Consider the following 25753-nt stretch of genomic DNA (forward strand, 5'->3'; position numbering starts at 1 on the left):
TTCAACGGGCCCGCCCCCGTTCGGGCCTCCGGCACGTGCCCCTGTATTCTGAAGTCATGCTAAATACCCCCTGGGAAACCGGCTCGCCCCTGTACCGGAAACTAGTCGTGAGCGCCCTGGCGATCAGCGGCCTGGGGGTGCTGCTGGTACTTCTGGGAGCGGTCCTGGATAACCAGGTCCTGATGTACATAGCCCTTCCCCTGATTGTGGTGGGCCTAAGCACGCACCTGAGCGGGATGGTGGTCCGTGCCAGGGACGCCCGGCGCCGCATCAAGGGCACGGAGGGCAAGAAATGAGCATCAACCCCGAACTCCAGGGACGCACCTACCCGGCAGGGGCGGCCTACTCCGTGGGGCGCGAGAAGATCCGCGAATTCGCCGCGGCCGTCAAGGCCAGCCACCCGGCACACTTCGATGTCGCCCGGGCCCAGGAACTGGGATATGCGGACCTGGTTGCCCCGCCCACGTTCGCCATCATTGTTGCCCAGCGTGCCGATGCGCTGCTGGTCGCCGATCCCGATGCCGGCATCGACTTCTCCCGGGTGGTGCATGCCGACCAGCGCTTCACCCACCACCGCCCCATCGTCGCCGGCGATGAACTGGTGGCAGAGCTGCATGTGGACTCCGTCCGGGCCATGGGCGACGGCGCCCTGATCACCACCCGCGCGGAAATCTCCACGACCGAGGGTGAACAGGTAGCCACCACCCTTTCATCCATCCTTGTCCGCGGAGAGGGGCAGTAGCCGCCATGTCCATTGCACTTAGTGAACTGTCCAAGGGCACCGAGATCGGTTCCGAGACGCTGGAGATCTCCCGCGCCGACCTGGTCCGCTACGCCGGTGCCTCCGGCGACTTCAACCCCATCCACTGGAACGAACGCTTCGCCCGCAGCGTGGACCTGCCCGGCGTGATTGCGCACGGCATGTTCACCATGGGCGCCGCAGTCCAGCTGGTGACTGATTGGATCGGCGACCCGGGCGCGGTCATCGATTACCAGACCCGCTTCACCCGGCCCGTGCTGGTCGAGGACGTCAACGGCGCTCCCGGGGCGGTCGTGGAGGTTACCGGAGTGATCGGCGCAGTCGATGCGGACAACTCGACGGCACGTGTGGACCTCACCGTGACCTTCAACGGACAGAAGGTCCTGGTCAAGGCACAGGCAGTGGTGCGGGTCTGGTGACTGCTTTGACCCGGATGCCGCTGGCATCCCTGACTACCGCACGCGTAGGCGGTCCCGCCCGCCGCTACCTCGAAGCGGAAACCGAAGACGAGCTGATTATCGCCGTCCGCGCCGCGGACGAGGCGGGGGAGCCGCTGCTGATCATCGGCGGCGGCTCAAACCTGCTGATCTCCGACGACGGGTTCGACGGCGTCGTCATCCACATTGCCAGCCGTGGCCTGGAGATCCGGGACGCCGGGGACGGAACTGCCCTCCTGCGCGCCGAGGCCGGCCACCCGTGGGACGAACTGGTGGCACATGTCCTGGCGGAGGGCTACTCCGGGCTGGAGGCGCTGTCCGGCATTCCCGGGCTCGCCGGAGCGACACCGGTGCAGAACGTGGGCGCCTACGGTGCCGACGTTTCGCAGTCCATCACTGCGGTCCGGGCCTGGGACCGTACCAACCGGGCCGTGGTGGAATTCTCCAACGCGGATCTCGGGTTCGGGTATCGGGACTCGGTGCTCAAGCGGAGCACGGTCAACGGTTCGCCGCGCTACGTCGTGCTGACCGTGGAGTTCGCTCTTTCCAAGGGATCCGTTAGTGCCCCCGTACGTTATGCCGAGCTGGCCCGGGCGCTGGGCGTGGACATTGGCGAACGGGCAGGCGCGGTGGACGTGCGCCGCGAGGTCCTGCGGCTGCGGGCAGGCAAGGGCATGGTGCTGGATGCGTCGGATCCGGATACGTACAGCACCGGTTCCTTCTTCACCAACCCCATCGTGGACGAAGCGACGGCTGCGGCGCTGCCCGCCGATGCTCCGCGCTATCCCGCGGCCGAACCGGGCAAAGTAAAGCTCAGTGCCGCCTGGCTCATTAGCCATGCCGGATTCGGCAAGGGCTTCGGGCTGGCCCCCGAAGACGGCACCGGCGGGCGGGCCTCACTGTCCACCAAACACACGCTGGCCGTCACCAACCGGGGCGAGGCAACCGCGGAGGACCTGCTGGTGGTGGCCCGTGCCGTCGCTGCGGGCGTGGACAAGGCGTTCGGCATCCGGCTGCACCCCGAACCGCTGCTGGTCAACTGCGCGCTGTAGGGGCCGGCTGGCGGGCTTAGCCCTGTCCGCCGGTGCCACCGGCCGGGCCTTTCCTCGCCCGGGCCGCGGCTGCCCGTGCGCTGCGGATGGCTGGAAGGTCCCGGCGGGAATCCAGCAGGCAGCTGTTGCACAGCCACTGGATCAACCGGGGCGTCAGGGACACCTGGGTACGTCTGTCCTGCAGGTCCGGAAGCAACCATTCCGGCGTCAGGAAGCCGCTGAGGGCATATGCAAGCTCCTGGGCGCCGAACAGCCGGGCAAAGGCCGCCTCCGGCTCCAGGGACCGTTCAAGCTCCAGGAGCGCGGCGTCCTCCTCGCACAGGCTCCTGGTTCCCGCGGCCTCAAGGTAGCGCCGCAGCTGCAGGGCCACGCGCAGGTAACGGGCGCGCGTGGGGATCTGTTTCCCGACACAGCTGAAGGTGAAGAACGTGTTGAGGATTGAATCCACGCTTTGCTGCTGCTCCATGCGAACACCATGCCACCGGGCACTGACAATCCTGCGCGTCTGCCCGCAACCGCCGGCTTAACGCAGTCCGGGTCCGCTCCACGGGGGAGCGGACCCGGAAGGGGAAGCGGAAATCAGAGGTTGCCGGTGGCGATGCGCAGCATGCGGCGCAACGGCTCGGCCGCACCCCAGAGCAGCTGGTCACCGATGGTGAAGGCGCTGATGTACTCCGGACCCATTTCGAGCTTGCGGATCCGGCCCACCGGGATGTCCAGCGTTCCGGTGACTGCCACCGGCGTCAGCTCGGCCATGGTGGCCTCCTTGGTGTTGGGCACCACCTTGGCCCATTCGTTGTCTGCGTCGATGATTTTCTCGATCTCCTCGACGGACAGGTCCTCGGTCAGCTTCAGGGTCAGGGCCTGGGAATGCGAACGCATGGCACCGATTCGGACACACAGCCCGTCAAACGGAATGCGTCCGGTGGTCCCGCGGCCCAGGATCTTGTTGGTCTCCGCGCCGCCCTTCCACTCTTCCTTGGACATGCCGTTGCCCAGGTCAGCGTCGATCCACGGAATCACCGAACCGGCCAGCGGCACGCCGAACTGGGAGGAATCCATGGAGGGGTTCTTCTGCTGCGCCAGGACCGCACGGTCAATTTCCAGGATGGCCGAGGCAGGATCGGCGAGGTTGGGCGCCACCGCAGCGTTCAGGGCGCCGAACTGGTTGAGCAGTTCGCGCATGTGCCGCGCACCGCCGCCGGAGGCCGCCTGGTAGGTCATGGATGTGCCCCACTCGACCAGTCCGTTGCGGAACAGGCCGCCCAGGCCCATCAGCATGCAGGACACGGTGCAGTTGCCGCCCACGAAGTTCTTCACGCCGCGGGCCAGGCCAGCGTCGATGACATCGCGGTTCACCGGATCGAGCACGATGATCGCTGAGTCGTCCATGCGCAGCGTCGACGCGGCATCGATCCAGATGCCGTCCCAGCCGGCGGCGCGGAGCTTCGGAAAGACTTCCGCCGTGTAGTCCCCGCCCTGGGCGGTGACGATGATCGGCAGCTTGGCCAGCGCGTCGACGTCGTACGCGTCCTGCAGCCGCCCCGCACCGGGGGCGAAGGACGGCGCGTCTCCGCCGGCATTGGAGGTCGAAAAGAACACCGGGTTGACCAGCTCGAAGTCGCCCTCGTCCTGCATGCGCTGCATCAGGACGGAACCGACCATGCCGCGCCAGCCGACGAAACCTGCAGTGGGAATGGAGGAAGAAGTCATGGTTTCCACTCTAGGCCAGCGGTGCCGCTGCGTCTTGGTCGGCTGCGTCACGGTGCCCTTCCTCACGGTCCCGCGTCCAGAGGGCAATCCGGTAGCGGGTGCCGTTGGAGGAGGTGTACCAGTCGGCAGCGGGGCTGACGCCGGTGAAGGTCCAGTCCGGGCCCAGGGCCGGAGCGAACGTATCGCCTTCGGTCTCCATGTCGATGACGGTCACCACCGCGGCGTTGGCCACGGGGACGGCTGCTTCATACAGCTGCGCACCGCCGATGATCCAGATTTCCCCGCTGCCGGCACTGCTGCGCGCCGCGGCCAGGGCTTCGTCGAGGGAGCCGACGACGACGGCGCTCGCCTCCGCGGCTTCGGCGCGGAGCCCGGTGCTGGAAGAGACAATGATGTTGGTCCGCCCGGGCAGCGGCCGGTAGGCAGCCGGGAAGGATTCCCAGGTGCGGCGGCCCATGATGACCGGGTGTCCCGACGTGGTCGCCTTGAAGTGCGCCATGTCCTCGGGCAGGTGCCAGGGCATGCCGCCGTCGCGTCCGATGACGCCGTCAACGGTCTGGGCCCACACCATGCCGATGACGGGTTCGCCGGGCCGTACCGTACCCTGCGCAGCGAGGACCTGCTGCAGGTCCTCGTCCTCTCCGGCAGCACCGCCCACGGGGTAGTAACGGGTGCGGGTAGTGGCTTGCTGGCTCATACAGGTCCTCTCAGACGGCAATGGGCGCTTTGATGCCCGGGTGGTGCCGGTAGTCGAGGACCTCGAAGTCCTCGAGGCTGTAGTCGAAAATGCTCTCCGGGGTGCGGCGGATCCGCAGCTTCGGATACGGGAAGGGCTCCCGGCTGAGCTGCTCGCGGACTTGTTCCACATGGTTGTCGTAAATGTGGACGTCGCCGCCGCTCCAGACGAATTCTCCGGGTTCCAGGCCGGTCTGCTGGGCCACCATCAAGGTGAGCAGGGCGTAGGAGGCGATGTTGAACGGGACGCCGAGGAAGGTGTCCGCGGAGCGCTGGTACAGCTGGCAGGACAGCTTCCCGTCCGCCACATAGAACTGGAACAGGGCGTGGCACGGCGGAAGGGCCATGTTTTCGACCTCGGCCGGGTTCCACGCGGTGACGATATGGCGGCGGGAGTCCGGGTTCTTCCGGATGCCTTCCACCAGCTTCTCAATCTGGTCGATGTGGCCGCCGTCGGGCGTGGGCCAGGAGCGCCACTGGACGCCGTAGACCGGGCCCAGCTCGCCGTCGTCGTCCGCCCACTCGTCCCAGATGCTGACGCCGCGTTCCTGCAGCCAGCGGACATTCGAGTCGCCGCGCAGGAACCAGAGCAGCTCCAGGGCAACGGACTTGAAATGCACGCGTTTGGTGGTGATCAGCGGAAAGGATTCACTCAGGTCAAAGCGCATCTGGCGGCCGAACACGCTGCGGGTGCCCGTGCCGGTGCGGTCCGATTTCTGCGTGCCGTTGGCCATGACATCGCGCAGCAGGTCTTCGTACGGGGTAGGAATGCTCACCCCGCCAGTCTAGAACAGGTCAGGCTGCCAGCAGCGGCAGTGCGATGCCGGCCACAAGCCCGGCGAGGCTGATCAGGGTGGTCACCAGGTAGAAGGCGAGCCCGGCTAGTCGTCGAAGGCCCGGTACTTTTCCAGGGACACGATCCTGCCCTCGTCGGCGCTGCTCACCTGGCAGATGACCGATTCACCGGGGGCAAGGTACGGGTCCTTGGCCGGCAGCCCCGCGGCCACGTCCGCAGGCATATGGGCTGCGAGCACGTCAAACACCAGGGGCAGCACCGGCCGGTGCGTACACACCGCCACGGGCTTGGCCTTGTCGAACAGGCCCTCAATGGCGTTGCGGGCCTTGCCTGGCTTGCGCTTGGCACTGTGCTCGGTCAGCGCATCGACGGTCTTGAACTTGGTTCCCTCGGCCTTGACGTAGGGACGCACGGTCTGCACGCAACGCACCCAGGGGCTGGAAACCACGCGCCTGGGCCGCCACGCGACGAGCAGCCGGGACACGGCCATGGCCTGGCGCAGCCCGGTGGCCACCAGCGGACGTTCGCCTTCGGCCCGGGTCCACGCCGACCGCGGCTTGGCCTTGGCGTGCCGGACAATAATCAGCGGCCAGGTCCGCAGCCGCTGCTCGCGGTAGGCCGCCACGAGTTCCTGGAGCGGCAGTTTGTCCGTGGGGTTGGTCAGTGCTTCGGCAGCTTCGTCCGGGCTGCACCAGCGCGTCCCGTCGACTTCCTTGCCGTCGGGCCGCGCCTTGTCCGAATCCACGTAGGACGCCCAGTAATGCACCAGCTTCATGCCTGACGCCACGGGATAGACGGTGGAGGGCAGCGGAATGCCGAGGTTGATCCGCAGGCCTACCTCCTCGCGCACTTCGCGGACGGCGCATTCCGGAGTCGTCTCTCCTGCATCAAGCTTGCCCTTGGGCCAGGACCAGTCGTCGTACCGGGGCCGGTGGATTATCAGGACCTGGAGGTTGCCTTCACGGACCCGCCAGCACAAGGCACCGGCGGCCACCACCTTGATGGGAACGTCCTCCTGCACGGCGGGGGCGGGGGACTGCGTTGCCTCCATCAGCGCCGGGCCACCGACCGCTGGCGGGAGCGTGAGGCCAGCAGCCAGGACTGCACGTCCTGGAGCGGGTTGCCCTCCGCATCCTTGTGATGGCGGGTCCAGGTGCCCTCCGGGTCCAGATGCCAGCTGGCCGTCCCCGGATCCATGTACCGGTCCATAAGGGCAATCAGGTCGGCGACGTCGTCACGGGCCACGAGCTGGACCAGGGCTTCTACCCGGCGGTCCAGGTTGCGGTGCATCATGTCCGCCGAGCCGATGAAGACCACCGGATCTCCGCCGTTGGCGAACGCGAACACGCGGGAGTGTTCCAGGAACCGGCCCAGCACCGAACGGACGGTGATGTTTTCGCTCAGTCCCGGGACGCCCGGGCGGACGGAGCAGATGCCGCGGACAATCACGTCCACCTGCACCCCGGCCTGGGAGGCCCGGTACAGGGAGTCGATAATCGCTTCGTCGACCATCGAGTTGACCTTGATGATCACGCGGGCGTTCAGGCCGGCCTTCTTGTTCGCTATTTCGCGCTCTATCCGGTCAATCAGCCCGGACCGGACGGAGCGCGGTGCCACCAGCAGGCGCTTGAACGTGGACTTCGGCGCATAGCCGGAGAGCTGGTTGAACAGCTTGGTGAGGTCCTCGCCGACCTGTTCATTGGCGGTCAGCAGGCCCAGGTCCTCGTAATACCGGGCCGTGCGCGGATGGTAGTTGCCCGTGCCGATGTGGCAGTAGCGGCGCAGTCCGTCCACTTCCTGCCGGACCACCAGGGACAGCTTGCAGTGCGTTTTCAGGCCCACAATCCCGTACACCACATGCACGCCGGCCTGCTCGAGCTTGCGCGCCCAGGAAATATTGGCCTGCTCGTCGAACCGGGCCTTGATCTCCACCAGCGCCAGGACCTGCTTGCCGGCCTCGGCGGCATCGATCAGTGCGTCCACGATGGGGGAATCGCCGGAGGTCCGGTACAGCGTCTGCTTGATGGCCTGCACCCGGGGATCGGCGGCAGCCTGCTCCAGGAAGGCCTGCGTGGACGTGGAGAAGGAGTCGTACGGATGGTGCAGCAGGATGTCCCGGCGGCGCATCGCGGCAAACACGTTGGCCGGCTTGGAGGTTTCGGACTCCTTCAAATGCCGGTTGGTGTGCGGCACCTGCTTGGGATAGTGCAGGTCCGTCCGGTCAATCCGGCTGATGCCGGACAGCCCGCGGAGGTCCAGCGGTGCGGGCAGCACATAGACCTCGTCCGATTCCACTCCGAGCTCACGTTCGAGCAGCTCGCGGATGTTTGGGTTCATTTCCGGGGTGACTTCCAGGCGGACGGGCGGCCCGAAGCGGCGGCGCAGCAGTTCCTTTTCCAGCGCCTGGAGGAGGTTCTCGGCGTCATCCTCTTCCACTTCGAGGTCCTCGTTGCGGGTGACGCGGAAGGTGTAGTGCTCAATGACGTCCATGCCCGGGAACAGCTGGTCCAGGTGCTGGGCAATAACGTCCTCAAGCGTAATGAACCGGGCGGTGCGGCCGGCGACGTTTCCGGCGCGGGGGCCGTCCACGGAGATCAGCCGGGGGAGCTGGTCGGGAACCTTGACCCGGGCAAAGAACTCCTTGCCGCTCACCGGGTTGCGCACCACCACGGCCAGGTTCAGGGAAAGCCCCGAAATGTAGGGGAAGGGGTGGGCCGGGTCCACTGCCAGGGGAGTAAGGATGGGGAAGACCTTCGCCGCGAACTGCTTGTGCAGGTTCGTCTTGGCTGCGTCGTCCAGTTCGTCCCAGCTGACCAGGTAGATCTGTTCCTCGGCCAGCGCCGGACGGATCTGACTGGCGAAGACATCCGCATGCCGCTGCTGCAGCTCGTAGCCGGCAGCCACGATTTCCTCGAGCTGTTCGATGGGGCTCATGCCTGCGGCGGAAGGGACGGCCAGCCCGGTGGCAATGCGCCGCTTGAGCCCGGCAACGCGGACCATGAAGAACTCGTCGAGGTTGGACGCGAAGATGGACAGGAAGTTGACCCGTTCAAGGAGGTACAGGTCAGGGTCTTCCGCCAGCTCCAGGACCCGGGCATTGAAATCCAGCCAGCTGATCTCCCGGTCCAGGAACCGCTCCGGAGATATCTCTCCGCTGGGGACAAGGGCAGGACCGAAGTCCGGGATATCGATGCGGTCCTGCGTGGCCCGCGGTGCCGACATGGCCTCTGCGGACCCGAAGGTCGACCGGGGCTCGGCGTCGGTATCGAAACTCATAGTGTCTCCCTGGGGTGCTGGCGGCGGATCAGGGCAGGCGGTACGGGCGGACCGCCCGGCCCTGCAAACAACATTACAAGCTGCGTCCCTATGCGGGTGCGTACATCACGTCCTGGTCCCAGCGGACAAACCCGAGGCGCCGGTACAGGGCGACGGCGGCCGTGTTGTCGGCGTCGACGTACAGCATCACGGCGTCCAGTCCCGCGGCGTGCAGGTGCTCGATCCCGGCGACGGTCAGGGCCTTGCCCAGCCCCTGTCCCTGGGCCTCGGGGGAAACGCCCACCACGTAGACCTCGCCGATGGGCGGGTGCCCGCCGCTGCCCGGGTGGACCTTGGTCCAGTGGAATCCGAGGATTTTCCCGGTGCTGTCCACTGCAAGAAGGAATCCCGCCGGATCAAACCAGTCCTCGGCCATGCGCGCCTGCAGGTCGGCCAGGGTCATGGAGCCCTGTTCCGGGTGGTGGGCAAAGGCGGCCGCGTTCGCCTCCAGCCAGGGGAGTTCGTCACGGCCGGGTTCGAAGGCCCGCACCGACACCCCTTCGGGGAAGCGGACTTCGGGCAGGGAGGCGCTGGACCGACTCAGGCGCATTTTCCAGAGGTCGCGGACGGGACGGTAGCCGAAGCGGGAGGCGAGCTCGACGGCGGCCTCATGGTTTCCGTGCGACCAGGCAGCGGGTCGGGGATCTTCCGGACCGGCCTGCGGCGCGCGGCGCACGGAGTCCTGCACGGCGGCAGCGAGTGCCGTGCCGACGCCCTGGTTGCGGCAGCTTGGGTGTACTACCAGCTCCAGCACGCCCGGTTCCTGCGGTGTTTCGGATACCCGGACGGCAACCCCGGCCAGCCATTGGCCGCTGCCCGTATGGGGGTCGGAATCGGAGGCATAGGTGGTGAAAACGGACAGCGTATCCGGATCCGTGTCGGCGGAGCGCAGGTCCACGAGTGTCTGTTCGGACAGCGGCGGATTGCCGTCCGATTCCCGGGCAGCGGAAGCCAGTTGCAGGATGTCGGCGAGGACGGCGGGTTCGGGCATGCCGCGGGTCTCGACTACGGGCCAGGCTGTCTGCGGTTCTTCACTCATGACGAAAGCCTAGCGCGGGGAGGGCGGCTCTGCAGGAGCGGGCCCCGCCGGCGGCCTGCGGTCAGGCGTCCTGGCTGGCGGTCGCGGCGGTGTCCGCCCGTGACCGGGTGAACCGGTAGCCGACGTTGCGGACCGTACCGATCAGGGTTTCGTGGTCGGGGCCCAGCTTTGCCCGCAGCCGGCGGACGTGCACGTCCACGGTCCGGGTGCCGCCGTAGTAGTCGTAGCCCCACACCTCGTGGAGGAGCTGGTCGCGGGTGAAGACTCGGCCGGGATGCTGCGCCAGGTACTTAAGCAGCTCAAACTCCTTGTATGTCAGGTTAAGGGCTGCCCCATTGACCCGGGCGGTGTAGCTGGCCTCGTCAATGACCACCCCGGAGGCGCGGATCTCGGTGGACTGTGCCTCGGCGGCCCCGGCGCCCCGGGCTGCAGCGAGGCGCAGGCGTGCCTCCAGTTCGGCAGGGCCGGCGGAATCGAGGATGACGTCATCTGCCAGCCAGTTCGCGGCGACGGCGGCCATTCCGCCCTCCGTCAGGATGAGGATCAGGGGCGTGCCCAGGCCGGTGGCCTTGAGGAGCTGGGTCAGGGAACGTGCGCCGACGAGGTCCCGGCGGGCATCCACGAGGATGATTTCGCTCGGGTCGGTATCCAGGAGGGCCGTCGGTTCCGCCGGCACCACGTGGACCTTGTGGTTAAGCAGTTCCAGGGCAGGAAGGACGTGGACAGAAGAACCGGAACTGTTGGTCAGGAGCAAAATGTGCGACATAGGGCCTCCGAGTGTTGGGCGCACATCCTTGGGCACGTTTCTCCGCCGATCAGCATGGCTGGAGGTGATCGAAAGTATACCCATCCGCGTATCGGGCCTGTCGCTTTTCTTCTGGACGCCGTAATAAGGCAGGATAACTAGGGTGAAACTTTGGAGCTTAGCGGTGCCGGCGGCGCTTGCCATTATCGGTATCGTGAGCGCTTCCTACCTGTCCGTGCCCGCCGTGGCCCTTATAAGCGGTGCGGCGGCCCTCGCGGCCGGTGTGTGCTGGCCGCACCTGATAGGCGTTCCGGTCCGTAAAACACAGGGCGCGGCGCTGGGCCTGGTAGGCGCAGGAGCAGTGGCGGCAGCGTATTTCGCGCCCGCCGCGGCCATGCTGACCTGGCTGCCGGCCGCCGTCGCGGTGGGCGTGGGCGCCGTCTTCCTGATCCAGCTGCTCCGCGGGACGGGCCAGGCGCACCGCCTGGAGTCCATTGTCGGCATCATTTCCGGCGTGCTGGTTGCCGCCCTTGGCTCGGGCTGGGTCGCCGCTGCCCGCCTGGCCGGCACCGACGGCGATCCGGGACTGCTCCCGGTGGCAGGCAGCGCCGCGCTGGCAGCCGTAGCCGTGTCCCTGATTCCGCTGCCGGACCGGATGGCCGCGCCCCTGGGCCTGCTGGCCGGCGGATTGACCGCTTCCCTGGTGGCCCTGGTGGTTGCAGGCGTTCCCTGGCTGGCAGCAGCCTTCAGCGGCGTGGTGATTGCCGCCGTCGTCATGGCCTTCCGCCGCCTGGCCCTTTCGCGCAAGGATGATTCCAGTGCCGCGGGCCGGCTGGCGCTGGGGCTGGCTCCGGTCATGGTGCTGGGATCCGTAGTCTATTTCCTCGGACGGCTCCTCGTTCCCTGAGTCCTGGACGCTCCCGTCGGCGGGCAGCTTTTCCATGACGCGGTTTTTGCCCGCGGGTGCCTGCCGTGATCGAATGGCGGAAAGGAAACTGTTCCTCCCGCGCGTTAGGATGTAGCCATGGTTGCTCTCGAAATTTTCTTCATTGCCCTGCTGGGTGTCACCGGCCTCGGGATGGCAGGATTCGCTGCACTGGTTATCTCCCGCCTGTACAAGGGCCAGAAGTAAACACCCGCTTCACCGCCCACCCCGTTATACCGAAGGACAGGTCCCGCCATGCCAATGGAGATTCCCACCGATCTGACTCCGGAACTGGTGCCGCTGTCCTGGCTGATCGGTACCTGGGAAGGATCCGGACGCCTCGGCGAGGGTGAGGCCGATTCCGAGCACTTCGCCCAGAAGGTCACCTTCACCCAGAACGGCCTGCCGTACCTGCAGTACACGGCGGAAAGCTGGCTCACCGACGAGCAGGGCACCCGGCTGCGGCCCCTGGCCGTGGAAAACGGCTTCTGGGCCCTGGACCGTCCCCTGAATGAGGCCGACGGCGGCCCCGGACTGGTTCCGGCAGACATCGTCCCTGCGCTCCGCAGCGCAGATGAGGTCGAAGAGCTGCGCAACGATGCGGGCGGCTTCGACATCACGGCCACCATCGTCCACCCCGGCGGCATTGCCGAGCTGTACTACGGCCAGATCAAGGGTCCGCAGATCCAGCTGACCACTGACCTGGTCATGCGCGGCGTGAACTCCAAGGAATATTCCGCGGCCACCCGCATCTACGGTTTGGTCAACGGCGACCTGTACTGGAGATGGGACGTTGCCTCGGAGGGCGAAGCGCTGAAGGCCCACGCCTCCGCCATCCTCAAGAAGACCTCCTGACCAAGACCTCCTGAAGCGGGCCGGAGGAATAGGCCCGCGCCGCTAGGACGTTGCACCTGTTATGACCTATTCCAGCCCCCTGCTTTCCCGCCACGGCGCCGTTGAAGCCGGCGGACTCGACGCCGGTACGGCCTCGCACTACGGTGACCCGCTGCGTGAACAGCGCAACCTTGCCCGCGGCACCGCCGTCGTCGACCTGTCTTTCCGCGGCGTTGTCACCGTCACCGGGCCCGATCGGCTCAGCTGGCTGAACACTCTGTCCTCCCAGCAGGTCACGGACCTGGCACCCGGGGTCAGTTCGGAACTGCTGCTGCTCAGCGTGCAGGGCCGCATCGATTACGACGCGCGGATCATCGACGACGGTGCCACCGCCTGGCTGCTGGTCGAGTCCGCGGAAGCCCCCGGGCTCACCGAATGGCTGCAGCGGATGAAGTTCATGCTCCGGGTCGAGATCGCGGATGTCACGGACCAGTGGGCCGTGGCCGGGACCACTGCGCAGATCCCGGAATGGGACCAGTACCTGTGCTGGAGCGATCCGTGGCCGCATATCGGTGCCGGGGGGTTCGCCTATACGGCCGTTCCGGAGGACGCCCACCCCGGGCTTGAACGTCCCTGGTACGAATACTTGATTCCGCGGGACGGCTTCGAGGCAGCCATGGACGCGTCCGGACGCAGCCTGGCCGGCTCCATGGCTTCCGAAGCCCTGCGCATCGCCGCTTGGCGGCCGCGGCTCGGAGCGGAAACGGACGCGAAGACCATCCCGCACGAACTGGACCTGATCCGCACCGCAGTGCACCTCGCTAAGGGCTGCTATAAGGGCCAGGAGACCGTGGCACGGGTGCACAACCTGGGCCATCCGCCGCGCCGGCTGGTGTTCCTGCAGCTGGACGGTTCGCAGCACACCCTCCCGGCAGCCGGAAGTCCGGTAATGCTGGGGGAACGGCAGGTGGGAACGCTGACCTCCGTAGGCGCGCATTACGAAATGGGTCCGGTGGGCCTGGCAGTGGTGAAGCGGTCCGTCGATCCGTCCGTGCAGCTGGTGGTGAACGACGACGGCGAGCTGTACGCCGCCGCCCAGGAGCCCATTGTGGCACCCGACGCCGGCGCCGTGGTGGGGCGGGCCTCGGGTTTCCTGAAGGCACCGCGGCCCTAGCTGCCACGACACCTGTTGACCATTCGAGCACATAGCAAGAGGAGCGCCATGAGCACCCCCGAATCCCGCCCCGAAATCGACGATGACGTTATTGAGCTGGCCGGCCTGGTCTTTGACGCCGCGCGGGCCGGCGACACCGAAGGGATCCGCCGCTACCTTGATGCCGGCGTGCCCGTGAACCTGACGAACAGCTCGGGGGACAACCTGCTGATGCTCGCCTCGTACCACGGGCACGTGGAACTGACCGCGCTGTTGGTGGAACGCGGCGCGGACGTGAACACGCAGAATGACCGCGGCCAGACCCCGCTTGCCGGCGCCGCCTTCAAGGGGTATCCGGAGATCTTCCGCATTCTGGCGGAGGCGGGCGCGGACCCCGACGCCGGATCGCCCACCGCGCGGGACACCGCGGTGTTCTTCCAGCGGCAGGAAATGCTGGACCTGCTCGGCTAGGGCGGCCTACGCGGACAACGCCACGGAGGTCCGGCTGCCTGCCGGGATGAAACCCGAGCCCACTGCGGTCCTGGCAGCACCGATGTTGTCCAGCCGGGCCCGCCACTGCGGGATGAGGCCGCCGGCCATGGCGTCTTCGAGGGCCACCGAACTGACATAGCTGCCCAGGCCCTGCAGGCGGTGGCCCGGCGCGGTCAGCACGCTCATGTCCGCGAGTATCCCGTCCGTGACGCTGTAGCCGGCACCTGCCACCGGCCGGGGTTCGTCCAGTGAATCGTCCACCAGGACGAAGACCTCTTCCTTCCCGGCCAGGGCGGCTTCCGCGACGTCGTCGGGCGGGCAGAGCCGCTCGAGCGCCACCGCGAGGTCCGGCTCATTCGCAATGGCCAGTTCCTCGAGCGGAACCACGTTGGGAAAAGCATCGGCGAAAAACAGCTGCTCGGCGCCCAGCACCCTCCCGCCGTGTTCCATGGACATGTGGATGAGGCCGGAGTTCCGGGTCAGTTCCGCCGCGCTCTGGGTACGGGCGCGGTCCGCTGCCCATTCGGGGCCGCTGAAGACCTCAGCCCCGAAAAGACGCAGGAAGCAAGCGGTTTCGGCCTGGTCGCGGACGCTGTAAATGCGTTCGCCGGTGTCCGTTTCCGCGAGGGCATTGTCTGCCAGGCCCAGATGGCGGGACCAGGCCAGCTGGATAATCGCGATGGTTCCCGAGTCCAGATTCATGGTTTTCAACCTACACCGCTCAATACGCGACCGAGGAAACGCCCGGCCGTGTGGTGGGGAATCCTCAGGAAACGCACAGCATGGCCCGGCTAGCCGAAGAGGATGGCAGCCTCGTCATATCGGTGCTCCGGAACGGTCTTGAGGTTGCCCAGGGCCTTTTCAAAACCGACGTGCACAATATCCGTGCCGTCCAGGGAGACCATGGTTCCCCACAACCCGTCCACCACCGAATCCACGGCAGCCATACCCAGCCGGGTCGCCAGCACCCGGTCATAGGCCGTCGGCACGCCTCCTCGCTGGATGTGGCCGAGCACCGTGGCACGGGTTTCTATGCCGGTCCGTGCTTCGATTTCCGGTGCCAGCAGTTCGCCGATGCCGCCGAGGCGCGGCCGGCCGAAGCTGTCCAGGCCGCGTTCGGAGTGCGGGGTTTCCATATCGGTCGTGACGAACCCCTCGGCCACCACCACCAAGGGGGCACGGCCGCGGTCGCGGGCCTCGCTGACCCACTGTGCAATCTGGTCGATACTGACCGGGTGTTCGGGAATCAGGATGGCGTGCGCGCCGGCAGCCATGCCCGAATGCAGGGCAATCCACCCGACGTGCCGGCCCATGACTTCGGCAACCATGCAGCGGTGGTGGGACTCCCCGGTGGTCCGGAGGCGGTCGCACGCTTCCGTGGCAATTTCCACGGCGGTGTCGAAGCCGAAGGTGTAGTCGGTGGCATCCAGGTCGTTATCCACGGTCTTGGGGACGCCGACGATTTTCAATCCCGCGTCCGTCAGCCGCTGTGCGGCGGCCAGGGTCCCCTCGCCGCCAATGGCAATGACGGCGTCGATGCCCAGCCGTTCCAGCGTCGCCTTGATCTTTTCCGGGCCGCCGTTGGGGCCCTCGAACGGATTGGTGCGGGAGGTCCCGAGGATGGTGCCGCCCTGCTTGGAGATGCCGCGGACACTGGAGCGTGGCAGGTCCATGACGTCGCCGTCGACAACGCCGCGCCAGCCGTCCCGGAAGCCAACGAACTCAATGTCCTCGTATTCCTTGATGCCTTTGAGTACGGCACCGCGGATCACGGCGTTCAGGCCGGGGCAGTCGCCTCCGCTGGTGAGGATACCGATTTTCATGTCATTACCCCTGGATCTGCTGGCAGTGAGTGCGTGTTGCCTCGATTCTAGCCAGCCCGGAGGGCAGCGACTAAGCGCGGGGACCCACCAGGCTCTGCAGGAGGATGGTTCCGTCTGTTTTCGGCAGCAGCAGCCAGGCCACCAGATAGGTGCCGATCCCAACGAAGGGCAGCAGGAAACTGAGCAGGACACCGATCCGGACCAGGGAAACATCCCATCCGTAGGTGGCGGCAATACCGGCGCAGACCCCGCCGAGCCAGCCTTTCCGCCGTTTGATCGGAGAGGAGCGGACGATGCTGAAGAACTTTTCCATGTACTAAGCCTTATCTGATGGTGCCGGAATTGGGAAACGGTGATTTCGGGCGCTGGCCCGGTCGAAGATCCGCCGGGCTGCTCAGCGGGAGCGGTTCCTGCGAAGGCCGGACAGGAGTCCACCGGCCAGCATGGCGAGGCCGGCGCCGAGGGTGAGGCACAGCAGCAGCACCATCGGATCCACGGATAGGTTTACGGTGTTCGCCAGCAGCACCAGCACAGCGAGGACGGTCAGGACCAGTCCCCACACGACAGTGCCCACCTGCAGCTGACGGGGCGGGTTTCCGGCCGTGGCGGGGTCCGGTGCCGCGGCAGGCGATGCGGTGTCCGGTGCCGGTGGTACCGGGACGCCGTGCGCCTCTGCGGCAGCTGCCGGCTGCACCTTCGGGACGGAGCGCCCGGAGCTCTCCGGACCGTACTGCCGGCCTAAATAGTCCCTCTCGTTGTCCTGCTCCATGGCTAAAGGTCGCTTTCATCAGTAGTGACGAATACATTGCCCGCGAGTCCGCGGATATCGATGATGATGCGGTCTCCGCCGGCATCGTCGTTGAGGGTGTGTTCGGTTGATCCCTGCCACAGGCCGCCGTAGTTACCGGTGTCCTGTCCGTCGCTGACCTCGACGTTTCCGGCAGCCATGCCGAACAGCACCGTTACGGGCTTATCTTCGGGAACCAGGATGTTGATGTTGCCCGCAGCTACGCTGGCGGGTACTTCAAGGTCGCCGGAGGTTTCGAGACTGCGAAGGTCCACGGTTCCGTTGGCGGCCACGTAGGTATAGCCCTCGCTCGCCTCGGCAGCGCTCCCCGGCGTCCAATCCGCTTCGGAGGCCACGACCGTGTTCGCATTGGTCCAGCTGCCCTGGGTCAGGAATGCAGCGATGAGCGCCGCCACTGCCGCCGTGCCGATCCCGCTGGAGTGCCTGCCGATCAGGCCCAGGATGACGATTCCGAGGCCCAGGACGGCAGCGGCTGCTGCCAGGGCAACGGAAACCGGTGCGCCCAGGGAAAGTACGTTGACGTAGTCCAGGGCCAGGACGGCACCGCCGGCGAGCAGGGCGGCGCCGAACAGTGCCGCTGCGAACGCTCCGGGGGCCCCGGGGACATGCCTGGCCTTCCTGTCGCAGCCCGTCTCCTGCCTGGCATCGGGAGACGGGACCGGTGCGGGGGGAATGACGGACTCGGCACGGATGCCCGGTTTGGCGAGTGTCACCGGTTTCTCCGGCCGGGGGCCCGGGGAACCCGATGCGGGTCCGGAATGCCGGGAAAGGAGTTGGCGCCCCTTGTCCGTGGAGAACCAGTAAACAGCGGCCACAGCAGCACCGATCCAGAACAGGGTCCAGAGGACGCCCCCGAACCAGCTGTCGCCGTCGAGGAAGGACACCCCGGGGCCGCCGATGCCGAGAACGGTGAAGATCAGGGCACCAGTCATGCCGGAGGTCCAGGTTCCGCGGATTGCCTCCTCCACATGGATCCTGCCGTCCGGTTCCGGAAGCAGCGCCCAGGCGGCCCCGTAGACCAGGAAACCGATGCCGAACAGGCCCAGGACAATAAACAGGCCGCGGACCAGTACCGGGTCCAGTCCGGTCCTCGCGGCGATCCCGGCGGCTACTCCGCCGAACCACCGGTCGGCACTGCGGACGACGCCGAACGAGCGGACCCATCCAAAGAAGTCGTTGTGGATGCCGCCGGGTGCCGGACTGTCCGGCGTCCCGGCGCCTGCCGGCCCTGAGCCGGTTGAAGTACTGCCGGTGGGGGCAGGCTGCTGCTCCGCTGCAGGCCGCGATGCGGGGTCTTGTGCCCCGGGATCAGGGGATGGGGAAGGATTCATGCCTCCAGTCTTTGCCCGGAGCAGCCGTACCGCATCAGGGACTACCCTGAGCCGCCCCTGAACGTGCCCTGAAGAACGGTCTTTTTTATCCCCGGGGCCGGTGCCCGGCGCCTCCGGCATGCTTGGATGGGGCCATGAGAGAACCCTTGGTGCGTCCCCGCGACCGGATGATTGCCGGCGTCTGCGCCGGGCTGGCCGCCCACCTGGGCTGGCCGCTCAGACTGACCCGGATCTTCATGGCCGTACTGGTGCTGGGCGCCGGCAGCGGCCTCATCCTCTACGGGTGGCTGTGGGTGATGGTGCCGACGCAGGAGGAGCAGGAGAAAAAGGAGCAGGTCTCCGCCAATCCGCGCAGTATTGCCGAGAACTATGCGCGGCAGCTTCGGGAGGGAACGGTCCCCGTTCTGGGGCAGGGGAAGGCGGGGCAGCGGGAGGTGGCGGCCGGCACCGCCCTGCTGCTGGTGGCTGCGGCCTTCATTGCCCAAAGGCTGGGCGCGAACCTGAACTGGGGGCTGTTCCTCCCGGTCGCCGCGATTGCGGGCGGAGCAGTGCTGGCCTGGACACAGCTGGACGAGAGCCGGCGGGCGGGGTTGATGAACAGCGCCGGAGCGGACCGCGCCTCGGGCCTGGTCCGTCTCGCGGCGGGCCTGCTGCTGGTGGTGGCCGGGGTGCTGGTGGTGATCTCCGGGGCAGTGAGCTGGGATGTCCTGATGGCCGGCCTGCTGGCTTCGGCTGCGGTGCTGGCCGGGATCGCACTGGTGTTCACCCCGTGGGCGATAAAACACTGGCGGGACCTGGAAGCGGAACGGTCCGGTCGGATCCGGCAGACCGAGCGGGCTGAAATTGCTGCCCATCTGCACGACTCGGTGCTGCAGACCCTCGCCCTGATCCAGAAACGGGCCGGCTCCGAGCAGGATGTTATCCGGCTGGCCCGGGCGCAGGAACGGGAACTGCGGCAGTGGTTGTACTCGGACCGTACCCGGGCAGAAGACCATCTGGTGGAGTGCCTGCGCCGGATGGCTGCTGAGATAGAAGACGGCTACGGGCATCCGATCGAGCTGGTGGCGGTTTCGGACGCGCAGCTGGATGAGCGGACCGAGGCCCTGGCCTCCGCCGCCAGGGCGGCTGTGCTGAACGCCGCCCAGCACGCGGGCGGGACGGTTTCGGTCTATGTTGAGTGCAGGCCCGAGCAGCTGGAAGTCTTCGTGCGGGACCGCGGGTCCGGATTCGACCCGGACACGGTGCCCCCGGACCGCATCGGTGTGCGGGGCTCCATCATCGGCCGGATGCAGCGTGCCGGAGGCAGTGCCGCCATTCGCAGTACGGCGGCCGGCACCGAAGTCCGGCTGGTGCTGCCCCTGCCGAAGGGCCCCGAAACCGGGGCCGCCGGTGCCGGACCGGGCGGTTCGGCACCACCCCAGAGCCGCGTCTCGAGCAACGGAGCACACCACCAATGACAGTCCACCCGCAGCCGCCCATCGACGTCGTGGTGGTGGATGACCACGCCATTTTCCGTTCCGGACTGCGCGCCGACCTGGATTCCCGAATCAATGTGGTGGCCGAAGCAGACAGCGTGGAGACCGCCGTTGCGGTGATCACCGCACGGCGGCCCGCCGTCGTCCTCCTCGATGTCCACCTGCCCGGAGGCAACGGCGGCGGCGGCGCGGAAGTGCTGGCCGGGTGCGCCGGGATGCTCGGGGTGACCCGGTTCCTGGCGCTGAGCGTTTCCGACGCAGCCGAAGACGTGGTGACCGTCATCCGGGCCGGAGCCCGCGGCTACGTCACCAAGACCATTTCCGGGCCGGAGATTTCCGACGCCGTCCTCCGGGTGGCGGGCGGCGACGCCGTGTTCTCCCCGCGCCTTGCCGGATTCGTGCTGGACGCCTTCGGTACGGCGAGCGTAGCCGTGGACGACGAGCTGGACCGGCTCTCCGCCCGCGAGCTGGAAGTCATGCGGCTGATCGCCCGCGGCTACAGCTACAAGGAGGTGGCACGCGAACTGTTCATCTCCGTGAAGACCGTGGAAACGCACGTCTCATCCGTGCTGCGCAAACTCCAGCTCTCTTCCCGCCACGAGCTCACCCGCTGGGCGGCGGACCGCCGGCTGCTCTAGGCCTTGCCCTTGCCCAGGAAGTCCTGCAGCCGCTCCATGCCGGTGGCGAGGTCTTCATCGCCCAGGGCGTAGGAAAGGCGCAGGTAGCCGGAGGGGCCGAACGCCTCGCCCGGCACCACGGCAACCTCCACCGTATCCAGGATCAGTGCCGCCAGCTCGGCGGACGTCTGCGGGCGGACCGCGCCGTCCTTGCCCGGGAACTCGCGGCCCAGCAGGCCGCGGACATCCGCGTAGGCGTAGAAGGCGCCCTCGGGCATCGGGCACTCAACACCGTCGATCGAGTTCAGGGCCGACACCATGGCGCGGCGGCGCCGGTCAAAGGCGCGTTTCATCTCATCCACGGCGGTCAACGGCCCCGACACCGCAGCCAGGGCCGCCATCTGCGACACGTTGGACACGTTGGAGGACAGGTGGGACTGCAGGTTGGTGGCGGCCTTGATGACGTCCGGCGCGGCAATCATCCAGCCAACCCGCCAGCCGGTCATGGCGTAGGTCTTGGCAACACCGTTGAGCACAACCACCTTGTCGCCAAGCTCCGGGGCTGCCGTGGCAATGGAGGTGAAGGGCACGCCGTCGTATGTCAGGTGCTCGTAGATTTCGTCCGTGACGACCCACAGCCCGTGTTCCGCAGCCCAGCGGCCGATCTCCGCAACCTGCTCGGCCGGGTAGACGGCACCGGTGGGGTTGGAGGGCGAAACGAACAGCAGGACCTTGGTGCTTTCGGTGCGGGCCGCCTCGAGCTGGGCGACACTCACCAGGTAACCCTGCTCCGGGCCGGCGAAGACCTCCACCGGGACACCGCCGGCCAGCCGGATGGCCTCCGGGTAGGTGGTCCAGTACGGGGTCGGTACAAGGACTTCGTCGCCCGGGTTCAGCAGCGTTGCGAATGACTCATAGACGGCCTGCTTGCCGCCGTTGGTCACCAGGACCTGGGCGGGGTCCACGGCGTAGCCGGAGTCCCGCAGGGTCTTGGCGGCGATGGCCTTCTTTAGCTCAGGCAGTCCGCCGGCGGGGGAGTAGCGGTGGAAGCGCGGCTGGCGGGCGGCGTCCACGGCGGCGTCGACAATGTATTCCGGGGTGGGGAAATCCGGCTCCCCTGCACCGAAGCCGATCACCGGGCGCCCGGCGGCCTTCAATGCCTTGGCCTTGGCGTCCACTGCCAGGGTTGCGGACTCGGCAATGGAAGCGATGCGCTCTGATATACGGCCGGTGGAAGACATGTGGTTCCCGTCTGGTGTGTGGCGGCTGATGCGTGCCCCGTTGGTCCTGCCGGACGACGGCGGCGTTCCCCCAGTTTAGGCGCTGCGAAAGCACGCTGCAGGTCCGGCCTGCACAGCAGGGAGGCGCCCGGTTCGACGGGACGCGAAAGTTTGCGTAGACTGGTTCTTCGGTGGTTGGGAACACCACGCTGCTTTGTGCCTCTGGACCGGAATGATTGTGGAAATAATCTCCGGTCTGCTGTGGCTACAATGGTGGCGGTAGGTGTGAACGTTTTCCTCCATAGGGTAGTGGCGCAATTGGTAGCGCAGCGGTCTCCAAAACCGCAGGTTGCAGGTTCGAGTCCTGTCTGCCCTGCGCAGAACTGTCATTTCAGGCAGCTCAGCAGTCCTTCATGGAATGAGCAGTCCCAGCGCATGCTGCGATTGTGAACCGACACAGATGAGTGAGGCGAAGGTGACCGAGACAGCTGCCAGCAGCTCCAAGGGACACCCCTCCAACGGGCCCAAAAAGCGGAGCTTCTTCGCCGGTATTGCTCTCTTCCTGCGCCAGGTGATCGCCGAACTCAAAAAGGTGGTCACCCCCACCCGTAAGGAACTGCTGAGGTACACACTCGTTGTCCTCGCGTTCGTGCTGGTGATGATGCTTATTGTTACGGTTCTCGACTTTGCCTTTGGCAGGGGCGCACTGTGGATCTTCGGCTCGGGCGGCGGCGAAAGCTAGCCAAGACCTAAGGCTCCGCCCGCCGGCGCGGATCCGGAGACCATGAGCTAGTGACAAACCCGATAGTGCTCTGAAGAAGAAAGCAGGAATCTACGTGTCCGAGCAAGAACTCGAATCACAGATCAATGACAATGCTGATCTGGATACCGAGGATCCCGCAGCCGACGTCGACGAGGCGTCCGCTGCTGTTGATGCATCGGCCGACGAAGAAAACGCAGCCGAAGAGCCTGCCGCAGAAGACGCTGAGCCTGAAGAGGATCCGGCCGAAGCCTTCAAGGCGAAGCTGCGCCGCCAGGAGGGTGACTGGTACGTCATCCACTCCTACGCCGGCTACGAGAACCGCGTGAAGTCCAACCTTGAGACGCGCATCCAGACCCTGGACATGGAAGAGGACATCTTCGAAATCCAGGTCCCGATGGAGGAAGTCGTCGAGATCAAGAACACCACGCGGAAGATCGTCAACCGCGTGCGCATCCCCGGCTACGTGCTGGTGCGCATGAACCTGACCGATGAGTCCTGGGGCGTTGTCCGGCACACGCCCGGCGTCACCGGCTTCGTCGGCAACGCACACAACCCGACTCCGCTGAGCCTCTCCGAGGTGTTCTCGATGCTCGAGCACACCGTGGTTTCGCCCAAGGCCGAGGCCGGCAAGCCTGCACAGCAGCAGCAGTCCGCCAACATCGCGGTGGACTTCGAAATCGGCGAGCCCGTTACCGTCAACGAGGGACCGTTCGAGACGCTGCAGGCCACGATCTCCGAGATCAAGCCCGAATCCCAGCAGCTGGTGGTCCTCGTGACCATCTTCGAGCGCGAAACGCCCGTGACCCTTGGCTTCGGCCAGGTCACCAAGCTCCAGTAGCTTACAGACTTCGCTGCCGGCAGGTCCGCTTTAACCTGCAGGCAGCGTCCGGCCGCCAAGCCATGGCGGCCACCGCCCCGGATGGACGCTCCTGTCCTTCGGGAACATAATTTAGAGAAGGACCCTTTCATGGCCCCCAAGAAAAAGGTCACCGGCCTCATCAAGCTGCAGATCAACGCAGGCGCCGCCAACCCGGCTCCTCCGATTGGTCCGGCACTTGGCCAGCACGGTGTCAACATCATGGAATTCTGCAAGGCGTACAACGCTGCCACGGAATCCCAGCGCGGCAACGTTATCCCGGTGGAAATCACCGTTTACGAAGACCGTTCCTTCACCTTCATCACGAAGACTCCTCCGGCTGCACAGCTGATCAAGAAGGCTGCCGGTGTTGCCAAGGGTTCCGCGACCCCGCACACCGCCAAGGTTGCCAACCTGACCCAGGCCCAGGTCGAAGAGATCGCCACCATGAAGATGGAAGACCTCAACGCCAACGATGTCCAGGCAGCTGCCAAGATCATCGCAGGCACCGCCCGTTCGATGGGCATCACCGTAGAGGGCTAAAGCCCCCTGCATTTCATTTCACATAACTGTCGGCGCCCGTAACGGGTTCCGGCGCGTGGCAGGGCCGGGCGCGGTCCGACAGACCACAACTGCACAAGGAGAAAAAGCAGATGGCAAAGCGCAGCAAAGCATATGAAGCAGCTGCAGCCAAGATCGATGCGGACAAGCTGTACGCACCGGTCGAGGCTGTAGAGCTGGCGAAGGAAACTAATCCTTCCAAGTTCGACGCAACCGTTGAGGTGGCTTTCCGCCTGGGCGTTGACCCCCGTAAGGCTGACCAGATGGTCCGCGGCACGGTCAACCTGCCCCACGGCACCGGCAAGACGGCCCGCGTCCTCGTGTTCGCAACCGGCGAGAAGGCTGAAGCGGCAATCGCCGCCGGCGCCGACTTCGTTGGCTCCGACGACATGATCGAAAAGGTCGCAGCAGGCTGGACCGACTTCGACGCCGCAGTGGCTACCCCGGACATGATGGGCAAGGTCGGCCGCCTGGGCCGCGTGCTCGGCCCGCGTAACCTCATGCCGAACCCGAAGACCGGTACGGTTACCCCGAACGTGGCCAAGGCTGTCACGGACATCAAGGGCGGCAAGATCGACTTCCGCGTCGACAAGCACTCCAACCTGCACTTCATCATCGGCAAGGTGTCCTTCGATTCGAAGAAGCTGGCTGAGAACTACGCAGCAGCCCTCGAAGAGGTTCTTCGCCTGAAGCCGTCCGCAGCCAAGGGCCGCTACATCTCCAAGGCCACCGTGACCACCACGTTCGGCCCGAGCATCAGCGTTGATCCCAACGTCACCAAGGTCCTCGCAGACGCATAGTCTTCGCGCATCTTAGGAAGGAATTCCTTCCGCCGGGGCGGCCGCAGCATTTTTGCTGCGGCCGCCCTTTGCATTCCCGGCGAGGTTCCCGTGTCCCGGCTTTTGGTCGTGGGACCGGTGTCCGGCAGTATGTGTCCCATGACACAGGTTCACATACAGTCCGTGCCGGTCCCGCCGGACCTGGCCGGGCCCGGCGCTGCGGACTTCCTGGCCGTGGCGGAACTGCTTAACGCCCAGCAGCGGGAGTTTTGGGGAAACGACGACTTTTACGCTCCGGCCCAGGCGCAGCTGGCCGGGCGGGGCAACACGGCCACCCGGCGTCGCGAGCTGCTGGCAGCCCGCCTCGGCGAGGGCCCGGACGCGGCTATTGTCGGCGTTGCCCAGCTGAACCTGCCGCTCACGGACAACCTGCACACCGGTACGGTCCATGTAGTGGTTGCACCCGGAGCCCGCCGGCAGGGCGTGGGGACGGCGCTGTTCAACGCAGCAGCGCAGCTGGCCACGGACGCAGGTCGGCGCATGCTGATGGCTGAGACGGACCATCTGGGCGGCGGATCCGCCGGGTCCGGCATTGCCGGTGCGGACTCCTTCATCCCGCACGACGCCGCGGCAGCTTTCGCTGCCGGTCTGGGCTTCCGCCTGGAGCTTGTTGACCGTGTCAGTGTCTTGGAACTGGAAGGCGCCGATGACGCCGGTGCGGCGGTGCTGGAACGGGCGGCGGCTGCTGCGGGGCCGGGTTATGAACTGGAGTTCTGGAGCGGTGCCTGCCCGGACGGGCTGGTGGATGCATATGCCCGTCTGCGGCAGAAGATGAGCACGGATGCTCCGCAGGGCGGCCTGGAGCTTGCGGAGGAGGCCTGGGACGCTGCGCGCGTCCGGGAGGCCGAGGGCAAGGCCCGGGGGATGGACGCCGAGGTGCTGGTCACCGCGGCGCGGCAGGCTGCCACCGGCGAACTGGTCGGCCATACGGTCCTTGAGGTCTTCCGCAACAACCCGGCGGTTGCCTACCAGGATGACACCCTGGTGCTGGATGCCCACCGGGGCAACCGGCTGGGCATGCTCCTCAAAGCAGCAAACCTGGTGCGGCTGCGGGAAGCCGTTCCCGAAGCGCGACGGGTCTACACCTGGAACGCGGAGGAGAACCGGTACATGCTCTCCATTAACGAGAGCCTGGGCTTCCGTGCGATTGGATACTCGGGGGAGTGGCAGAAAGCGATTGCCGCAGGCTGAACCGGCAGCGGCCGGGTGCCCGGCCGCTTCAACGGGTGCAGATTTGTCCCCGGGCGGTTTCTCCCGTACTCTTGAACTACCAAAGACCGTCGGTCGATGTGCATTCAATCCCACCGTAAGGCTGAACCATCAGTCCTCCACGCGTGGAATCCGGTTGGAGATGCATCCGAAAGTCCCTTGCCTAAAGGGCGGCCTGCGCAGGTGAACGAACTGAACTCCGGAACTCCGTGTGTCCGTTGAGTGAAGCCCCGTGCATCTGCCCGGGGCGTTTTT

General features: G+C 66.5%; 29 protein-coding genes and 1 tRNA gene. 16 read left to right on the plus strand and 14 right to left on the minus strand.

Going from position 1 to position 25753, the window contains the following annotated elements:
- Positions 1-56: 56 nt before the first annotated feature.
- Genes AC5RT8_RS12285 through AC5RT8_RS12300 form a run of 4 tightly spaced genes read left to right on the plus strand, consistent with a single transcriptional unit; the run spans position 57 to position 2249 of the window.
- Positions 57-296, plus strand: coding sequence for a hypothetical protein (locus AC5RT8_RS12285; RefSeq protein WP_494096003.1), 240 nt, complete (start codon positions 57-59; stop codon positions 294-296).
- Entirely contained in the window at positions 293-742 is a 450-nt protein-coding gene (locus AC5RT8_RS12290; protein WP_494096004.1) for an FAS1-like dehydratase domain-containing protein, read from the plus strand. Before AC5RT8_RS12285 ends, AC5RT8_RS12290 begins: the two co-directional genes overlap by 4 nt.
- 5 nt (positions 743-747) lie before the next feature.
- Positions 748-1179, plus strand: a complete 432-nt coding sequence (locus AC5RT8_RS12295; RefSeq protein ID WP_494096005.1) for a MaoC family dehydratase — start codon at positions 748-750, stop codon at positions 1177-1179.
- 5 nt (positions 1180-1184) lie between these two features.
- Positions 1185-2249, plus strand: coding sequence for a UDP-N-acetylmuramate dehydrogenase (locus AC5RT8_RS12300; RefSeq protein ID WP_494096409.1), 1065 nt, complete (start codon positions 1185-1187; stop codon positions 2247-2249).
- Positions 2250-2265: 16 nt separating this feature from the next.
- Here AC5RT8_RS12300 and AC5RT8_RS12305 read toward each other — a convergent pair whose 3' ends face one another.
- The 8 genes from AC5RT8_RS12305 to AC5RT8_RS12340 all read right to left on the minus strand — a co-directional run bounded on the left by AC5RT8_RS12305 (position 2266) and on the right by AC5RT8_RS12340 (position 10613).
- Positions 2266-2715 (minus strand): hypothetical protein, encoded by a 450-nt coding sequence (locus AC5RT8_RS12305; RefSeq protein ID WP_494096006.1) that lies wholly within the window; start codon positions 2713-2715, stop codon positions 2266-2268.
- Between the two features lie 113 nt (positions 2716-2828).
- Complete coding sequence (gene asd, locus AC5RT8_RS12310; RefSeq protein ID WP_494096007.1) at positions 2829-3962, minus strand: aspartate-semialdehyde dehydrogenase; 1134 nt, start codon at positions 3960-3962, stop codon at positions 2829-2831.
- 10 nt (positions 3963-3972) lie between these two features.
- Entirely contained in the window at positions 3973-4659 is a 687-nt protein-coding gene (locus AC5RT8_RS12315) for a dihydrofolate reductase (RefSeq protein WP_494096008.1), read from the minus strand.
- Between the two features lie 10 nt (positions 4660-4669).
- Positions 4670-5473 carry a thymidylate synthase gene (locus AC5RT8_RS12320; protein ID WP_494096009.1) on the minus strand — a complete coding sequence of 268 codons (804 nt, stop codon included), beginning with the start codon at positions 5471-5473 and terminating at the stop codon, positions 4670-4672.
- A 105-nt stretch (positions 5474-5578) separates the two neighbouring features.
- Entirely contained in the window at positions 5579-6544 is a 966-nt protein-coding gene (locus AC5RT8_RS12325) for an NUDIX hydrolase (protein WP_494096010.1), read from the minus strand.
- The gene (locus AC5RT8_RS12330) at positions 6544-8769 is read right to left on the minus strand and encodes an RNA degradosome polyphosphate kinase (protein WP_494096011.1); all 2226 of its coding nucleotides are present in this window, start codon (positions 8767-8769) and stop codon (positions 6544-6546) included. The genes AC5RT8_RS12325 and AC5RT8_RS12330 overlap by 1 nt, the downstream gene beginning before the upstream one ends.
- Positions 8770-8857: 88 nt before the next feature.
- Positions 8858-9847 carry a mycothiol synthase gene (gene mshD / locus AC5RT8_RS12335; protein ID WP_494096012.1) on the minus strand — a complete coding sequence of 330 codons (990 nt, stop codon included), beginning with the start codon at positions 9845-9847 and terminating at the stop codon, positions 8858-8860.
- A gap of 61 nt (positions 9848-9908) precedes the next feature.
- Positions 9909-10613 carry a winged helix-turn-helix transcriptional regulator gene (locus AC5RT8_RS12340; RefSeq protein ID WP_494096013.1) on the minus strand — a complete coding sequence of 235 codons (705 nt, stop codon included), beginning with the start codon at positions 10611-10613 and terminating at the stop codon, positions 9909-9911.
- Positions 10614-10806: 193 nt separating this feature from the next.
- Here AC5RT8_RS12340 and AC5RT8_RS12345 point away from each other — a divergent pair, with 193 nt between their 5' ends.
- The 4 genes from AC5RT8_RS12345 (at position 10807) to AC5RT8_RS12360 (ending at position 13975) form a co-directional block, all read left to right on the plus strand.
- Complete coding sequence (locus AC5RT8_RS12345; protein ID WP_494096014.1) at positions 10807-11499, plus strand: hypothetical protein; 693 nt, start codon at positions 10807-10809, stop codon at positions 11497-11499.
- A gap of 273 nt (positions 11500-11772) precedes the next feature.
- Positions 11773-12372, plus strand: coding sequence for a nitrobindin family protein (locus AC5RT8_RS12350; protein ID WP_494096015.1), 600 nt, complete (start codon positions 11773-11775; stop codon positions 12370-12372).
- 61 nt (positions 12373-12433) lie between these two features.
- Positions 12434-13525 carry a CAF17-like 4Fe-4S cluster assembly/insertion protein YgfZ gene (ygfZ, locus tag AC5RT8_RS12355; protein ID WP_494096016.1) on the plus strand — a complete coding sequence of 364 codons (1092 nt, stop codon included), beginning with the start codon at positions 12434-12436 and terminating at the stop codon, positions 13523-13525.
- A 48-nt stretch (positions 13526-13573) separates the two neighbouring features.
- Positions 13574-13975 (plus strand): ankyrin repeat domain-containing protein, encoded by a 402-nt coding sequence (locus AC5RT8_RS12360; protein WP_494096017.1) that lies wholly within the window; start codon positions 13574-13576, stop codon positions 13973-13975.
- 6 nt (positions 13976-13981) lie between these two features.
- On the opposite strand, the gene AC5RT8_RS12365 is transcribed toward AC5RT8_RS12360, so the two are convergent.
- From AC5RT8_RS12365 to AC5RT8_RS12385, 5 genes are all read right to left on the minus strand, one after another.
- On the minus strand, positions 13982-14698 hold the full coding sequence (locus tag AC5RT8_RS12365) for a GNAT family N-acetyltransferase (protein WP_494096018.1): 717 nt from the start codon (positions 14696-14698) through the stop codon (positions 13982-13984).
- Positions 14699-14787: 89 nt separating this feature from the next.
- A complete protein-coding gene (locus tag AC5RT8_RS12370; RefSeq protein WP_494096019.1) occupies positions 14788-15819 on the minus strand; it encodes a 6-phosphofructokinase in 1032 nt (343 codons plus the stop codon).
- A gap of 70 nt (positions 15820-15889) precedes the next feature.
- Positions 15890-16132, minus strand: a complete 243-nt coding sequence (locus AC5RT8_RS12375; RefSeq protein ID WP_494096020.1) for a PspC domain-containing protein — start codon at positions 16130-16132, stop codon at positions 15890-15892.
- Positions 16133-16213: 81 nt separating this feature from the next.
- A complete protein-coding gene (locus tag AC5RT8_RS12380; RefSeq protein WP_494096021.1) occupies positions 16214-16588 on the minus strand; it encodes a hypothetical protein in 375 nt (124 codons plus the stop codon).
- Between the two features lie 2 nt (positions 16589-16590).
- Positions 16591-17958, minus strand: a complete 1368-nt coding sequence (locus AC5RT8_RS12385) for a PspC domain-containing protein (protein ID WP_494096022.1) — start codon at positions 17956-17958, stop codon at positions 16591-16593.
- A 134-nt stretch (positions 17959-18092) separates the two neighbouring features.
- On the opposite strand from AC5RT8_RS12385, the gene AC5RT8_RS12390 reads away from it, so the two are divergent.
- Positions 18093-19415: an ATP-binding protein gene (locus AC5RT8_RS12390; protein ID WP_494096023.1), complete on the plus strand. Its 1323-nt coding sequence runs from the start codon at positions 18093-18095 to the stop codon at positions 19413-19415.
- On the plus strand, positions 19412-20071 hold the full coding sequence (locus tag AC5RT8_RS12395; protein ID WP_494096024.1) for a LuxR C-terminal-related transcriptional regulator: 660 nt from the start codon (positions 19412-19414) through the stop codon (positions 20069-20071). The genes AC5RT8_RS12390 and AC5RT8_RS12395 overlap by 4 nt, the downstream gene beginning before the upstream one ends.
- Here AC5RT8_RS12395 and AC5RT8_RS12400 read toward each other — a convergent pair.
- Positions 20068-21291, minus strand: coding sequence for a pyridoxal phosphate-dependent aminotransferase (locus AC5RT8_RS12400; protein ID WP_494096025.1), 1224 nt, complete (start codon positions 21289-21291; stop codon positions 20068-20070). The two genes, AC5RT8_RS12395 and AC5RT8_RS12400, sit on opposite strands and share 4 nt — an antisense overlap.
- A 282-nt stretch (positions 21292-21573) precedes the next feature.
- On the opposite strand from AC5RT8_RS12400, the gene AC5RT8_RS12405 reads away from it, so the two are divergent.
- The 6 genes from AC5RT8_RS12405 to AC5RT8_RS12430 all read left to right on the plus strand — a co-directional run bounded on the left by AC5RT8_RS12405 (position 21574) and on the right by AC5RT8_RS12430 (position 25480).
- Positions 21574-21646 (plus strand) — tRNA-Trp (locus tag AC5RT8_RS12405).
- An 84-nt stretch (positions 21647-21730) separates the two neighbouring features.
- Entirely contained in the window at positions 21731-22012 is a 282-nt protein-coding gene (gene secE / locus AC5RT8_RS12410) for a preprotein translocase subunit SecE (RefSeq protein ID WP_494096026.1), read from the plus strand.
- Positions 22013-22082: 70 nt separating this feature from the next.
- Entirely contained in the window at positions 22083-22871 is a 789-nt protein-coding gene (nusG, locus tag AC5RT8_RS12415) for a transcription termination/antitermination protein NusG (protein ID WP_494096410.1), read from the plus strand.
- A 129-nt stretch (positions 22872-23000) separates the two neighbouring features.
- Complete coding sequence (rplK, locus tag AC5RT8_RS12420; RefSeq protein WP_146361026.1) at positions 23001-23432, plus strand: 50S ribosomal protein L11; 432 nt, start codon at positions 23001-23003, stop codon at positions 23430-23432.
- Between the two features lie 110 nt (positions 23433-23542).
- Positions 23543-24250 carry a 50S ribosomal protein L1 gene (gene rplA / locus AC5RT8_RS12425; protein WP_494096027.1) on the plus strand — a complete coding sequence of 236 codons (708 nt, stop codon included), beginning with the start codon at positions 23543-23545 and terminating at the stop codon, positions 24248-24250.
- A 138-nt stretch (positions 24251-24388) separates the two neighbouring features.
- A complete protein-coding gene (locus tag AC5RT8_RS12430) occupies positions 24389-25480 on the plus strand; it encodes a GNAT family N-acetyltransferase (protein ID WP_494096028.1) in 1092 nt (363 codons plus the stop codon).
- Positions 25481-25753: the final 273 nt, after the last annotated feature.

Source organism: Arthrobacter sp. Ms25, assembly GCF_059090365.1.